Source organism: Teredinibacter purpureus (assembly GCF_014217335.1).
GTDB classification, from domain to species: domain Bacteria; phylum Pseudomonadota; class Gammaproteobacteria; order Pseudomonadales; family Cellvibrionaceae; genus Teredinibacter; species Teredinibacter purpureus.
Genome location: NZ_CP060092.1, coordinates 3,741,598 through 3,754,826 on the forward strand (window position 1 = coordinate 3,741,598; position 13,229 = coordinate 3,754,826).

The 13,229-nt window shown below is 41.2% G+C and carries 16 protein-coding genes; all 16 read right to left on the reverse strand.

Features of this window, described 5'->3' with window-relative positions; all coding sequences use genetic code 11:
* Positions 1-323: 323 nt before the first annotated feature.
* Positions 324-782 (reverse strand): DUF3592 domain-containing protein, encoded by a 459-nt coding sequence (locus tag H5647_RS16530; protein WP_045858698.1) that lies wholly within the window; start codon positions 780-782, stop codon positions 324-326.
* A gap of 111 nt (positions 783-893) precedes the next feature.
* Positions 894-1,304 (reverse strand): hypothetical protein, encoded by a 411-nt coding sequence (locus H5647_RS16535; protein WP_045860095.1) that lies wholly within the window; start codon positions 1,302-1,304, stop codon positions 894-896.
* Between the two features lie 112 nt (positions 1,305-1,416).
* A complete protein-coding gene (locus tag H5647_RS16540; protein ID WP_200911595.1) occupies positions 1,417-1,941 on the reverse strand; it encodes a hypothetical protein in 525 nt (174 codons plus the stop codon).
* 119 nt (positions 1,942-2,060) lie between these two features.
* A complete protein-coding gene (locus H5647_RS16545) occupies positions 2,061-2,354 on the reverse strand; it encodes a hypothetical protein (RefSeq protein WP_045860117.1) in 294 nt (97 codons plus the stop codon).
* A 545-nt stretch (positions 2,355-2,899) separates the two neighbouring features.
* Positions 2,900-3,283, reverse strand: coding sequence for a hypothetical protein (locus tag H5647_RS16550; RefSeq protein ID WP_045856803.1), 384 nt, complete (start codon positions 3,281-3,283; stop codon positions 2,900-2,902).
* A gap of 98 nt (positions 3,284-3,381) precedes the next feature.
* The gene (locus tag H5647_RS16555) at positions 3,382-3,798 is read right to left on the reverse strand and encodes a hypothetical protein (RefSeq protein WP_045860119.1); all 417 of its coding nucleotides are present in this window, start codon (positions 3,796-3,798) and stop codon (positions 3,382-3,384) included.
* Positions 3,799-3,913: 115 nt separating this feature from the next.
* Positions 3,914-4,291 carry a hypothetical protein gene (locus H5647_RS16560; protein ID WP_045856711.1) on the reverse strand — a complete coding sequence of 126 codons (378 nt, stop codon included), beginning with the start codon at positions 4,289-4,291 and terminating at the stop codon, positions 3,914-3,916.
* 116 nt (positions 4,292-4,407) lie between these two features.
* Positions 4,408-4,866, reverse strand: coding sequence for a hypothetical protein (locus tag H5647_RS16565; RefSeq protein ID WP_045860121.1), 459 nt, complete (start codon positions 4,864-4,866; stop codon positions 4,408-4,410).
* 1,121 nt (positions 4,867-5,987) lie between these two features.
* A complete protein-coding gene (locus H5647_RS16570) occupies positions 5,988-6,371 on the reverse strand; it encodes a hypothetical protein (protein WP_045860127.1) in 384 nt (127 codons plus the stop codon).
* A 146-nt stretch (positions 6,372-6,517) separates the two neighbouring features.
* Positions 6,518-6,982 (reverse strand): hypothetical protein, encoded by a 465-nt coding sequence (locus H5647_RS16575; protein ID WP_045860107.1) that lies wholly within the window; start codon positions 6,980-6,982, stop codon positions 6,518-6,520.
* Positions 6,983-7,115: 133 nt separating this feature from the next.
* The gene (locus H5647_RS16580) at positions 7,116-7,613 is read right to left on the reverse strand and encodes a hypothetical protein (protein ID WP_045858642.1); all 498 of its coding nucleotides are present in this window, start codon (positions 7,611-7,613) and stop codon (positions 7,116-7,118) included.
* Between the two features lie 1,071 nt (positions 7,614-8,684).
* Entirely contained in the window at positions 8,685-8,996 is a 312-nt protein-coding gene (locus H5647_RS16585) for a CC0125/CC1285 family lipoprotein (RefSeq protein WP_045856500.1), read from the reverse strand.
* A gap of 157 nt (positions 8,997-9,153) precedes the next feature.
* Positions 9,154-9,417, reverse strand: a complete 264-nt coding sequence (locus H5647_RS16590; protein WP_045860132.1) for a hypothetical protein — start codon at positions 9,415-9,417, stop codon at positions 9,154-9,156.
* 63 nt (positions 9,418-9,480) lie between these two features.
* Positions 9,481-9,864 (reverse strand): hypothetical protein, encoded by a 384-nt coding sequence (locus tag H5647_RS16595; RefSeq protein ID WP_045860134.1) that lies wholly within the window; start codon positions 9,862-9,864, stop codon positions 9,481-9,483.
* A gap of 115 nt (positions 9,865-9,979) precedes the next feature.
* Positions 9,980-10,459, reverse strand: a complete 480-nt coding sequence (locus H5647_RS16600) for a GNAT family N-acetyltransferase (RefSeq protein WP_045860136.1) — start codon at positions 10,457-10,459, stop codon at positions 9,980-9,982.
* Between the two features lie 1,515 nt (positions 10,460-11,974).
* The gene (locus tag H5647_RS16605; RefSeq protein WP_162926369.1) at positions 11,975-12,388 is read right to left on the reverse strand and encodes a hypothetical protein; all 414 of its coding nucleotides are present in this window, start codon (positions 12,386-12,388) and stop codon (positions 11,975-11,977) included.
* Positions 12,389-13,229: the final 841 nt, after the last annotated feature.

The window sequence follows — 13,229 nt, forward strand, 5'->3', positions numbered from 1 at the left end:
GCCGTTGGTTAATTATTAAAGGGCAAGAATACCGAACTTGAAGATTCCTTGCACTCACTTATTGGCAGCTTACATTGAACGGGTTTGGCTGCCGATACTGCTTATTATTTAGTGGCACCGGAACGAACTGAAGGGATAGAAACCCAGCACATTCCTTGATGCTATTTCTCTGCTAGTGGCAGAGTTTTTAAAACCATTACAAATTAAATTGAAACAGCCTGTAACGCCCAGTTAACCCGCCGAAACGGAGTTGATTGTTTTGTGCGAGCGTAGCGAAAAAGCACAAAACGAGCAACGCAGTGGAGGTCGGGTTGAACTGATTGTTATACGTTTTTCTTTGCAAGGTAAACTGCTCCAGAAAAACACACTAAAAAGACCAAGATCAGTAGGTTAAAGCCTTTACGATCGTTCATTTCTGGATTAAGAACTGAAAATCTATAATTTGAACGGCTATAATAGACACTTGTCTGACTACCTACAGGATACTTACTAAGTATTTCTTCAACTGAATCCTTATAGCGACTACCCTTAAAGCCAAAGCCAACCCTCGAAGACTTATATTTTTCTCCTGCTATCTCGTATTCATAAACAATATGAAACCTATACGCAGGCTTGAAACCTTTCTTTATTTCAGACTCAAGAATGACACCATTAGCTTGTTCGAAGTTAAATGACTCCGGAAAGTATGAACCACGTACATCGTGGAATCTTAAAGCAACCACGATAGCAGAAATCACGACCACGTAGATAATACCTTGATACCTTTTAATATTTCGATTCATGGTTTACGTATAACGCCAAGTGCAGCGGCAGTTTGTGGAGTGGCTTTTTGTGTAGCGTAGCGATTTACACAAAACAAGCCACGTAGCAAACTGTCCGTCTGGCACGACTTGTTAAATTTTTTCATGCACGGAGAACACAACAGGTTCTTTACCATGCTGCTCTAGAAATAGCCCTCGACTTAAATAAGTACAGCCATGTAATTTCTTTAGCCCGCGCCCAATTTGACCAAACTTAATCTTACTCCCTACCTGACCAGATAAATACTCCATCGCTTCTGCGTGACCCGACAAAGACATTGGCCGCTTATACCCAGACCAGTACTCTTGATCATATATCCCTTTAACGAGGATAGAATTGCAATTTTTTCCAATACCTTCGCCCGTGAAATTCAGAGTGAGATGAAATTCACTGCCTTCTTCGAATGGCTCTACGTATTCTAAAAGTAATCCATCGTAATATTCCCCACCTGAATAAGAGTTGGAGCATACAAAAAATAAAAGAATAGTGATTATCTGCTTCATAAATTTAACGCCTGTAGCACCTGCACAAATTGTGGAGTGCCGTTTGTGTAACATTGAGCGTAGCGAAAACACAATAAGGCGCGTAGCAATTTGTGTCAGGTGACTACACTTGTTAGCTTAATTCTACCGCAGTAGTAGTTATACCATACTCATCAATGAGCTTGTTATTAGCCATAGCAGCCCAAAGACCATCTAGTGCGGTATTCGCTTTTTCCAAAAATTTAATGTTTAGATAGGCATCAAAGGGCTGGCAAAAAACGGAGAATTCGTCTTCCTCCGTTTTCGGCTCACACTCGTAAGATGAAGGCTTCGCATGTGCAAGTACATCCCTGGTCTCTTGAAGAGAATCCAGAACGCAGTGCAGATCAGCTATATGTCCAATATCTAGCTGACTTAGAACCTTTGAGCGCTTTTTAATATAGCTATCTCTTTCCCTAAACTTTTCTCGAAATATTCCGTACCCAGCCATATTAATTAGAGCCTCTGCAAGAAAAGCTTGGGATATTATGCAGGCCTGCATATCTAACCCGAGTCCCGATTGATTATCTGACGCAGCTTTTCTCCTTACTAAATTCAACTGATATCGAACCATATTTTCTAAATCTGAATGAGGCTTGTATTTGACTAGAAATTTCATCAGATCTCCCAGAAAGCTAACGCCGTTATAACCCGCCGGAACGGAGTTGATTTGTTTGCGCTAGCGTAGCGTTTAAGCGTAAACAAAGCAGCGCAGTGGAGGTCGGGTTGATAACCTTGTTATGTATTTTTTTTCGAAATAAGCACACCAACAAAGCATAGAAATACCCCTATAGTAATCAAAATCAATAATGCAGGTAATGTAAGATTACTGTCGTTCGTTTCTTCTAGAGCTACACCATAACGTAAAGACGCTAGTGGTAATTCTAAAAAGTATACCAAGCCATAAAGTAATACAGCGCTGGGAGCTATAGTAAGCCCAAGTTTCAATACTTTCCCTTTAATTTTGAAGGCTGGGAAAAACCAAAACTCATTTATCCCCGCAACCCCTAAAAAAACTAAAATGCTAATCATATTCTCGACTAATTTAATACATAACGTCGTTGTAACAAGCGCGCAATTGACGAACTTGTTACGGAAAAATGCACTTGAATTCCGCTTACAAATTTAAGCGTTGTCTGGCGCGTCTTTGTTTACAACCTTGTTAGAATTGCCCGCGCAGACCTCTATTTTATAGCACGAAATACCAATACACGACCCAAAAAACTGGCGCCACCAGCAACCATTGCGACCTCCAGCTCGATGACTTACCCAATATTACAGCGGCTAATAGAATACAAAATCCTATTGGCGAAAAATACATAATAAATAGATATTCCCAGCCCCCGCATTCAAAGTGATTTTCCGGGCAGCTGAAGTACAAGTAAATATTAAACACACAAAAAGACAGCAACGGTAGCGATATTGTAACCTCAAGATAAAATGTAGCTCGCTTAAAGTTCATTCTTCCTCGTGCAACTTTCTAACGCCGCCAGCAACTGCCGGAGTGAATTGGCTGCTTTTTTGCGTCTTTTTGCAAAAAAGAAGACAGTTTACGGAGGTCAGATTGACTGGCCTTGTTAGCACTTTTTGCCAACGATACTATACTGCCGAGCATAGCATTCCTCCATTTTTTTAGCCCCTGACTTTGTGAAGCGTAAATACTGACCTTTACGTTTTACAAAATTAGTGGACTTTGCTAGATTGAGATCATGTGAATGAAAACCAAGTACAGCCATAATTCGATTTGCTTTGCTTAGATTGCATTCGATCACAGTCTCTAGATAGCCCACCTGCCCAGCATTCCACTTTTTGATATTTTCTTCGGACAATACACCGATCTTGTGAAATACATCAATTGTTTTTACTACTCGCTCACACTCAAGTATTTCGGAAACGACACCAACAACTTTGGGATAATATTTATCTTCTTTGTAATTGCTTAAAGTAACTCGATAATTCATATGTTTTGAGTGCTAACGCCGCCATAAATTGCGGCTTTGTAGTTGATTATTTTGTGGTAGCGTAGCGTTAAGCCACAAAATAAGCGACGGAAAAGCCGTCATTTTGATGGCTTTGTTATGGCCTTGACATGACGAAGACCAACAAGCCATACCGAAAAGGCAACTGCCAACGAATAATATGCGACCATTAATGAAAAAACGATGTCTTTAGTAATTAGAACTGTTATAGCAGAAGGAATGATAGAAGCTATTAGTAGCGAAGATAATGAAAGCCTTTCAAAACGCCACAGCAGATACCAACTTAAGCTCCCAAACGTGGCTGTAACTATATATGCGATGCAAATACCCCATAAACTAATAAATAATCCGGTAATTACAGCATCAATTGAGCTTTGAAAAGTGAACTGCGCAACGGCTGAAAAAAGTGTCCAGAATAGAGTAGCGGGAAGTACCGCTAGCGGTGCAACAAGCACTCCTCTCCAGTACGCAATTTTTATTGAGCTATTTTGCTTCATAAATTTCCGTAAGGCTGACTAGCCATAACGCCACAATAACCGAGCGAAGCTAAGCGTGGTATTGTGAGCAAAGCGAACCACGCTTAGCGAAGTCCGGTTGATTGTTTTGTTACATTCATTTTAATAATTCGAGCACCCAGTCATGATCAGCTTTTTCGACTTTTTCCTTCGCTTTGGTAATATTGATATTCATACCTCCATTACACTTAGCTTCGAATTCTTCTATAGTTTCGACGTCTGAGTGCTTTAACACCATACAACCCATAGCCTCGGTTAAAACCTCCATCGAATCAATGTTCCTGTTTTTTACGCAAGGCTCTCGGTGTTGCACCAAACCTTTTGTACACGCCTCAATGGTTTCTCCGTTTCTGCACCCAAGATACACATCGTCATAGCAAATAAAAATGGGGAGCTGATAATAGAAGTCTTCCAGCGTATTAGCTCTAGCTGAAATACTGACCACAATCAGAATTAGTGAAAGCGCTATTTTCATTTAAAATTTTCTACAACCCAGTTTGTGAATGTAACGCCGCCATAAATTGCGGCTTTGTAGTTGGTTGTTTTGTGGTAGCGTAGCGTTAAACCACAAAACAAGCGACGGAAAAGCCGTCAATTTAATGGCCTTGTTAGTGCATGCCCGCGATGTGCGATAAACCAGAACAATACACCCGCACCAATACCTGTTAATGAATAAAATATTAGCCTAGCAGCCAAGTTAATATAGCCGGCCAAGGTACGTTTACCCTCAATAATAAGGTCGATACCATGCTGGCGCACAGTGATGAAACCACCTTCGCTACCTAAGCTAGATAGCCATCCAAATAAATCTAACGACAAAGCCGGAAGCACACCTAGAATAGCGAAATGCCACCATTTTAACCATTGCTTCCATAGCATGACCCCATAGATTGGAAGCGCTACAAATACCGTAATTAGGTACGAAAAAAAAGCTACTAACGGTAAAGCTTGTAAAAATTTATCGATACCTAAAACAAAAATACTTAGCAAAACTATTGGCACTATAGGCGAGACGATAAAAGCTAAAATAGACCGAGATATTTGATTCATGGTTTTAAGCACTAACGCCGAGCTCACCGGCGCATATTGCGGAGAGCGTTTTTATGTAAAATGGAGCACCGCGACATACATAAAAACGAGCGTAGCAATATGCGTCCGTGTGCAGCGATTTGTTACTTGTACCAAACACCTACTCACTTTTAACTACGCTGCTACGCCAATTGCTGTATTTTTTTAAAAAGCCTGAAGCTTTGGTTAGACCCAACTATAACCGTGGGATAGCCAAAACAGAAGGCATAAAATTGACCCAAAACAACAAGTGATTATGGCAACCAACAGAAAGGAACAAGCCGCAAACTCCCTTTTCTAGGTAAAGCTTGGTTGCACTTTTTTGCAACGAAGCTTTACCGGATTACCAAATCTACCTTTTACGAAGCACGTTGTAAGCGACCAAAGGTGGCTTACCTAAACTTGATGGAGGGTAACGAATTTAGGAACACCCTACTGAAACTTAACTACACACCAAACTTTTTTTAATAGACAAGTAACGCCGCCATATGCGGCAAATTTGGAGTTGTTTTTTTGTGCTAGCGTAGCGTTAAAGCACAAAACAAACAACGGAAAATTTGTCCAGCCAGCTTGCTGGCGCAGCATGATGGCCTTGTTAAATGGCGATACACCAAACAACACCAACACTGCGTTGCGGAACGCAAATAGAGCTTTGCTACCAAAGTGGCGAACAACGCTACATGAACACCCGTAAACGCTAAACCTGAAAACCCTAAGAAGAACGACCGGTAAACTTTACACCACTACCCCGCTCTGCTTTTTTCTTCATTAAAACTACCCGCTCGAAAATAACACTTTTTACGAGTTACTAAAATATGCTTGCAACCAGTAAAACTTAAAATACTAAAACAGACTTTTAGAGTGGTTTGCACGGTTTAATGCTGGTAGAGCTAAACGAACTGTTTCGTTATGAAACTAGCATTATATTTAAAACCACTACACAGCTAAAAATGTAAGTTTAAAACTGAAATCTTCACGCCGTATAAATAGTATGTTGCCGAGCTATTTAACGCCGCCAGCAACTGCCGGAGTGAATTGGCTGCTTTTTTGCGTATTTTTGCAAAAAAGAAGACAGTTTACGGAGGTCAGATTGACTGGCCTTGTTAGCACTTTTTGCCAACGATACTATACTGCCGAGCATAGCATTCCTCCATTTTTTTAGCCCCTGACTTTGTGAAGCGTAAATACTGACCTTTACGTTTTACAAAATTAGTGGACTTTGCTAGATTGAGATCATGTGAATGAAAACCAAGTACAGCCATAATTCGATTTGCTTTGCTTAGATTGCATTCGATCACAGTCTCTAGATAGCCCACCTGCCCAGCGTTCCACTTTTTGATATTTTCTTCGGACAATACACCGATCTTGTGAAATACATCAATTGTTTTTACTACTCGCTCACACTCAAGTATTTCGGAAACGACACCAACAACTTTGGGATAATATTTATCTTCTTTGTAACTGCTTAAAGTAACTCGATAATTCATATGTTTTGAGTGCTAACGCTGCCATCAGCGGCAGACTAGTTGTTGATTGTTTTGTGTGAAAATGGCGTAGCCATGCACAAAACGAGCAACGACTAGGCTGTCCAAGCCACGCAGTGGCTGTGCTGCATGGCCTTGTTAGATGATTCTTAACCACCGATTATAAGGCGAGAGTACTCTCCGTCATTTAAAGAGACAACTTTCTCAGTGTGCTCGGGAGACCAAACTAGATATAGCTGCCCGTAATATCTTTCCCAACGGAAAGGAATTCCAGCCTTTTCAAAACTTTCTGCGATTGGGTGCAAATGCTTTTCAGGTGAAATACTAATTGACCTTCCTCGTGGAGGAATATTACCAACCACGGATTCCTTAATAGCTTGAACTTGAGAATCAACAGCCTTAGACCAGAAAACAAACTCCTTTCCACCATCCATTAACTTGGTTGAAAATTCGATATTGCTATTCTCGAGTTCCGTCTTAAATTCATTACGGAGATTTTCGTCTGCGATATGTGTATTTGGGGAGGACTTAAAAATATATCCATCACCGTCGATATCACACGACACCAGAAATAGCGCCATGAAGGTAGCCGTAATGATTCGATATATATTCATTGGACGTGTTCTCATCTAACGCCGTTAGCAACGGCCGTAGTGTAGGTGTTTTTGTGCGTTAGCGTAGCGATAAACGCATAAAAATACCGGAACGGAGGTCCAGCCCGCTTGCGGGCGAGGTTGGCTAACCTTGTTAAACATGTACTCCCCCGTTTAGGACAATACCAAATGAACAAACAGCTAAGAAAGCACCGAGAACTAAAAAGATGCATAAAGCAATAATTAGGTTCTTGCAACGCTTCCCATCTTTTTCTAGGCTATCTTTCTCTGTTTTCAATTTTTCATTACCCTCAGCCTCACTAAGGCGTAGTATCCGCACATAGTGCGCTAGGCAATCAGATGAGTAAAACCTGTGCGCAAGAGCCGCCAAGGAAGAAAGTAAAAAAGCAATTGGACCCAAAAAAAGAAAAACTACCGAGCTCATATTGGCATTGAGAGCTAACAGACCGCTCTCCCCGATTTCCAGCACGATGTTAGATACTAAAAACCCATATACAGCTATTCCCAATAACGCCAATCTCAATATTTCAGTAGAAAACGCCATATATTTTTCTAGTACTATGACATCTATTTTGTATCTATCTTCGTGAACCTTACTTCCGCCAAGATATTTTTCAGAAAATGTTCTCATGACTATCTCTTGGTGTTTAACGCCGAGCTCACCGGCGCATATTGCGGAGAGCGTTTTTATGTAAAATGGAGCACCGCGACATACATAAAAACGAGCGTAGCAATATGCGTCCGTGTGCAGCGATTTGTTACTTGTACCAAACACCTACTCACTTTTAACTACGCTGCTACGCCAATTGCTGTATTTTTTTTAAAAAGCCTGAAGCTTTGGTTAGACCCAACTATAACCGTGGGATAGCCAAAACAGAAGGCATAAAATTGACCCAAAACAACAAGTGATTATGGCAACCAACAGAAAGGAACAAACGGGAGGAATAAGCCGCAAACCCCCTTTGCTAGGTAAAGCTTGGTTGCACTTTTTTGCAACGAAGCTTTACCGGATTACCAAATCTACCTTTTACGAAGCACGTTGTAAGCGACCAAAGGTGGCTTACCTAAACTTGATGGAGGGTAACGAATTTAGGAACACCCTACTGAAACTTAACTACACACCAAACTTTTTTTAATAGACAAGTAACGCCTAGCTCACCGGCCCATTTTGTGGAGAGCATTTGTGTATTATGGAGCGCAGCGACTACACAAATGAGCGTAGAAAAATGGGTCCGCGTGCAGCGTTTGGTTATGTGTAATGCCCGCCAAGTACGGCATACACTGTTATTAGCCCAACCCATATAAGAAACCCACCAAACAATATGGGAAAGATTGCCTCTAAAACTGCCCTTTTGCTAAGACAACCAAACGCAATAAATAACTGCCCGCCCCCGATTATTACAAAAAGCAAAGAGATCGCTGGAACGATGACATACACAATAAAATTGAACCCCAAGAATAAAACACCTACCAAACCAAACAAGATGGTCAGGAGAAAAAACATTTTGAATGCTTTACTCTCAGTTACTCTCCGGTTCCATTTTAGCGATTTCCGATAGAAACTCTTCATACTCTGCTCGTATACACATAACGCCCCGCTTAGAGGCAGTTTTGGAGCTGATTGATTTATGGCAGTCTTTTCGCCATAAATTTAAGCGGCGGAAAAACTGTCCTTCTACAGCGGCTTGTTAGGATTGCACTGTTAACCATCACCAAGGCACTTAATAACACCCTCAGTTAAGGGGTGAAATACTTGCACTGGGTAATAACTACTGTGACCACCATTTTCTTTTGAAACGATATCATATCCACTTGGGCATAATTCTGCGGCTCGTTTTTCCCAATATAGCTCGACTGTTTCTGGAGAAGTAGTACCGTTTCCCTGATACGAAACTTCAATAGACCCATCATCTAACTGCTTATCTTTATAGCCACCTGAGAAACCATATTTACCATATGCAGTTGCGCATCCAGACAAACATAAAACAAAAATTGTGAAATATAAGTTTTTCATAAATCCCCTAGATTGATAGATAGAAATATCCTAACGCCGCCAGCAACTGCCGGAGTGAATTGGCTGCTTTTTTGCGTCTTTTTGCAAAAAAGAAGACAGTTTACGGAGGTCAGATTGACTGGCCTTGTTAGAATTTTTCCCTTATTTATACATCACACTAAAACAGTCCACCATTGTGGTGAGTAGTATTTTCAATTTTTCTGCGAGCCACTTCTTTCTCCTTCTCCTTTTTTCGGTAATCATCTAACTGCCTTTCTTGTGCGGCATTCGCCTCCTCAATCTCAACCAATTTTTCGTCTTTTTCACTTTGAGAGAAATGATATTCTTCTTTATAGGCTTCGCCACAATATATGCATTTGTTGTACATATTTCTGGGAGTTTTCCTAGAGCATTTTTCACAAGTAACCTTCTGCTTGCTCATATTAGACTTTTCCGTTTTCTAACGCCTAAAGCAAGCGCGCCGCTTTTTGGCGTCGCCTTGCCTTTACTTGTTAGCTGTGGACTCAGGACTCTCAAATAAAGCCCCAAGAATATTTTCTACAGTTTTTTTACATGGCGAATCAATCTTCCCGAAACTAAACTTCCTGCCATCTTTGAATAACGCCAAAAGAACAGAGCTATCATCATAAGTAAAATATTCAACTGCATCGAGTTTTTTTGTCCATTTCATGTCACTCAGAGTACTACCACGAAAAGTCATGATGTTCCTTGATGGGGCTAGTGAAATCCTTCTGCTAACTTCACCTCTCGCAAATTGTATAATCAACACACCATTTTCAGACAGGTCACATCGTGTCTGTGAATATTCTTCCGCTGAAAAGCATCCCAAACTAAAAAACATGCTAAAAAGAAATATTACTTTATTCATATATCCCAGCCCAAAACACCGCTAACGCCGCATTAACGGGCGTTTTTGTTGTTGTTTGTTTTGTGCTAACAAGCACAAAACGAGCGACGACGAAAACGTCACGTTGAATGCCTTGTTAGAAACTGTACGCATAAAACTTTGAATCTACATGCATTACAGGAAAAGCCGGTGGTAGATCGAGTTTAGTCACTTCTTTAAACCCCGATTTTTCGTAGAATCTGTGTGCCGCTATAAACTTGTCAGTTGTACCAAGGAAAATTCGGCTATAGCCTTTCAGTGCGCACCAATTTAAAGCGGTTTGAAGCAGATTGCATGAAACTGCCTTTTCTTTGCCACGGAACTCTGATGCGACAAACATCTTTCGCAAAGCGCCGATTTTATCACCAACATCTAGAATGGATATTGTACCTACAACCTTCCCCTCGAAAATTGCCACCCAGAAATTACCTGACGCTTTCTGGTAGTAGGCGCCAATATTTTGTAAATCCGGCTGGTCTGACTCGGTTATACGGATATTAAACTCGTTGTTCTGAATATTTAGGATGAGCGATATGATCTCTTCCTTAAATTCGTCTCTATATTCTCGAATTTCCATTTCTCACTATGACCTAGACGTTTCTAACGCCTAAATAATTTGCCGCAGTAAATTGGCGGTTTTTTTGCCCCGCAAAAAAGACGACAGTTTACGTAGGTCAAATTGATTTACTTGTTACAACAGCTGCATGATTACCTGCTACGAAGCACTATGCGAAGCCGTTGGTTAATTATCAAAGGGCAAGAATACCGAATTTGAAGATTCCTTGCACTCACTTATTGGCAGCTTACATTGAACGGGTTTGGCTGCCGATACTGCTTATTATTTAGTGGCACCGGAACGAACTGAAGGGATAGAAACCCACCACATTCCTTGATGCTATTTCTCTGCTAGTGGCAGAGTTTTTAAAACCATTACAAATTAAATTGAAACAGCCTGTAACGCCGAGCTCACCGGCGCATATTGCGGAGAGCGTTTTTATGTAAAATGGAGCACCGCGACATACATAAAAACGAGCGTAGCAATATGCGTCCGTGTGCAGCGATTTGTTACTTGTACCAAACACCTACTCACTTTTAACTACGCTGCTACGCCAATTGCTGTATTTGTTTAAAAAGCCTGAAGCTTTGGTTAGACCCAACTATAACCGTGGGATAGCCAAAACAGAAGGCATAAAATTGACCCAAAACAACAAGTGATTATGGCAACCAACAGAAAGGAACAAACGGGAGGAATAAGCCGAAAACTCCCTTTGCTAGGTAAAGCTTGGTTGCGCTTTTTTGCAACGAAGCTTTACCGGATTACCAAATCTACCTTTTACGAAGCACGTTGTAAGCGACCAAAGGTGGCTTACCTAAACTTGATGGAGGGTAACGAATTTAGGAACACCCTACTGAAACTTAACTACACACCAAACTTTTTTTAATAGACAAGTAACGCCGCCATATGCGGAAAATTTGGAGTTGTTTTTTTGTGCTAGCGTAGCGTTAAAGCACAAAACAAACAACGGAAAATTTGTCCAGCCAGCTTGCTGGCGCAGCATGATGGCCTTGTTAAATGGCGATACACCAAACAACACCAACACTGCGTTGCGGAACGCAAATGGAGCCTTGCTACCAAAGTGGCGAACAACGCTACATGAACACCCGTAAACGCTAAACCTGAAAACTCTAAGAAGAACGACCGGTAAACTTTACATCACTACCCCGCTCTGCTTTTTTCTTCATTAAAACTACCCGCTCGAAAATAACACTTTTTACGAGTTACTAAAATATGCTTGCAACCAGTAAAACTTAAAATACTAAAACAGACTTTTAGAGTGGTTTGCACGATTTAATGCTGGTAGAGCTAAACGAACTGTTTCGTTATGAAACTAGCATAATATTTAAAACCACTACACAGCTAAAAATGTAAGTTTAAAACTGAAATCTTCACGCCGTATAAATAGTATGTTGCCGAGCTATTTAACGCAGAGTGCAGCTGCATTTTGGTTGGTGTGGAGTTTTGTGTAGCATGGCGAAGCCATACACAAAATGGAGCGCCGACCAAAATGTCAGCTGGCACGTATTGTTAGGGTTACCCATAGTCCTCGCCCCAATCTAGCATGAACGTTTCTCCCGACCAAACAACGTCAGCTAGGTGCCCACATTCCATACACATCACCCAAGATAGGGCATCGCCTCTAACCAGAAAAGCAGAAAACCCCGGCCTGTCGTATTTCGTACTTAAGGAATGAAGTAACTTTCCATCTTTGGAAGTTGCGAAAAGGACTTTGTAATATTGCCCTTGCTTTGATTTAGCCACTCCAATACGCCATATTTCAATAATGCCATCAGAGTTAAAATCACCTTCGACAGTCAAGCTTAGATTATTCCCATCAATTTCTGCGCACTCTTCTGCCGAGAACGTAGCGGGCAGTTTACAGCTCAAGATTGAGATTTTCTTAAAGTCAGAATTCAGAGCGGTAGCCTCGATATTCTTGAAATTCATACTCTTCGGTTCTACTTTATACGTCAACCACCATGCATATGCACCGCGCCACATTCGGCGGCAACCGAAATTAGGACAATAATAAAAAGTACGAGATTTCTCATAGGAACCCTAACGCCGAGCTCACCGGCGCATATTGCGGAGAGCGTTTTTATGTAAAATGGAGCACCGCGACATACATAAAAACGAGCGTAGCAATATGCGTCCGTGTGCAGCGATTTGTTACTTGTACCAAACACCTACTCACTTTTAACTACGCTGCTACGCCAATTGCTGTATTTTTTTAAAAAGCCTGAAGCTTTGGTTAGACCCAACTATAACCGTGGGATAGCCAAAACAGAAGGCATAAAATTGACCCAAAACAACAAGTGATTATGGCAACCAACAGAAAGGAACAAACGGGAGGAATAAGCCGCAAACTCCCTTTGCTAGGTAAAGCTTGGATGCGCTTTTTTGCAACGAAGCTTTACCGGATTACCAAATCTACCTTTTTCGAAGCACGTTGTAAGCGACCAAAGGTGGCTTACCTAAACTTGATGGAGGGTAACGAATTTAGGAACACCCTACTGAAACTTAACTACACACCAAACTTTTTTAATAGACAAGTAACGCCGCCATATGCGGCAAATTTGGAGTTGTTTTTTTTGTGCTAGCGTAGCGTTAAAGCACAAAAAAAACAACGGAAAATTTGTCCAGCCAGCTTGCTGGCGCAGCATGATGGCCTTGTTAAATGGCGATACACCAAACAACACCAACACTGCGTTGCGGAACGCAAATGGAGCCTTGCTACCAAAGTGGCGAACAACGCTACATGAACACCCGTAAACGCTAAACCTGAAAA

What these genes read in the sequence shown, in the direction of transcription:
- H5647_RS16530 (WP_045858698.1), bottom strand. Translation starts at nt 782, where the DNA reads ATGAATCGAAATATTAAAAGGTATCAAGGTATTATCTACGTGGTCGTG.
- H5647_RS16535 (WP_045860095.1), bottom strand. Translation starts at nt 1,304, where the DNA reads ATGAAGCAGATAATCACTATTCTTTTATTTTTTGTATGCTCCAACTCT.
- H5647_RS16540 (WP_200911595.1), bottom strand. Translation starts at nt 1,941, where the DNA reads ATGAAATTTCTAGTCAAATACAAGCCTCATTCAGATTTAGAAAATATG.
- H5647_RS16545 (WP_045860117.1), bottom strand. Translation starts at nt 2,354, where the DNA reads ATGATTAGCATTTTAGTTTTTTTAGGGGTTGCGGGGATAAATGAGTTT.
- H5647_RS16550 (WP_045856803.1), bottom strand. Translation starts at nt 3,283, where the DNA reads ATGAATTATCGAGTTACTTTAAGCAATTACAAAGAAGATAAATATTAT.
- H5647_RS16555 (WP_045860119.1), bottom strand. Translation starts at nt 3,798, where the DNA reads ATGAAGCAAAATAGCTCAATAAAAATTGCGTACTGGAGAGGAGTGCTT.
- H5647_RS16560 (WP_045856711.1), bottom strand. Translation starts at nt 4,291, where the DNA reads ATGAAAATAGCGCTTTCACTAATTCTGATTGTGGTCAGTATTTCAGCT.
- H5647_RS16565 (WP_045860121.1), bottom strand. Translation starts at nt 4,866, where the DNA reads ATGAATCAAATATCTCGGTCTATTTTAGCTTTTATCGTCTCGCCTATA.
- H5647_RS16570 (WP_045860127.1), bottom strand. Translation starts at nt 6,371, where the DNA reads ATGAATTATCGAGTTACTTTAAGCAGTTACAAAGAAGATAAATATTAT.
- H5647_RS16575 (WP_045860107.1), bottom strand. Translation starts at nt 6,982, where the DNA reads ATGAATATATATCGAATCATTACGGCTACCTTCATGGCGCTATTTCTG.
- H5647_RS16580 (WP_045858642.1), bottom strand. Translation starts at nt 7,613, where the DNA reads ATGAGAACATTTTCTGAAAAATATCTTGGCGGAAGTAAGGTTCACGAA.
- H5647_RS16585 (WP_045856500.1), bottom strand. Translation starts at nt 8,996, where the DNA reads ATGAAAAACTTATATTTCACAATTTTTGTTTTATGTTTGTCTGGATGC.
- H5647_RS16590 (WP_045860132.1), bottom strand. Translation starts at nt 9,417, where the DNA reads ATGAGCAAGCAGAAGGTTACTTGTGAAAAATGCTCTAGGAAAACTCCC.
- H5647_RS16595 (WP_045860134.1), bottom strand. Translation starts at nt 9,864, where the DNA reads ATGAATAAAGTAATATTTCTTTTTAGCATGTTTTTTAGTTTGGGATGC.
- H5647_RS16600 (WP_045860136.1), bottom strand. Translation starts at nt 10,459, where the DNA reads ATGGAAATTCGAGAATATAGAGACGAATTTAAGGAAGAGATCATATCG.
- H5647_RS16605 (WP_162926369.1), bottom strand. Translation starts at nt 12,388, where the DNA reads ATGAATTTCAAGAATATCGAGGCTACCGCTCTGAATTCTGACTTTAAG.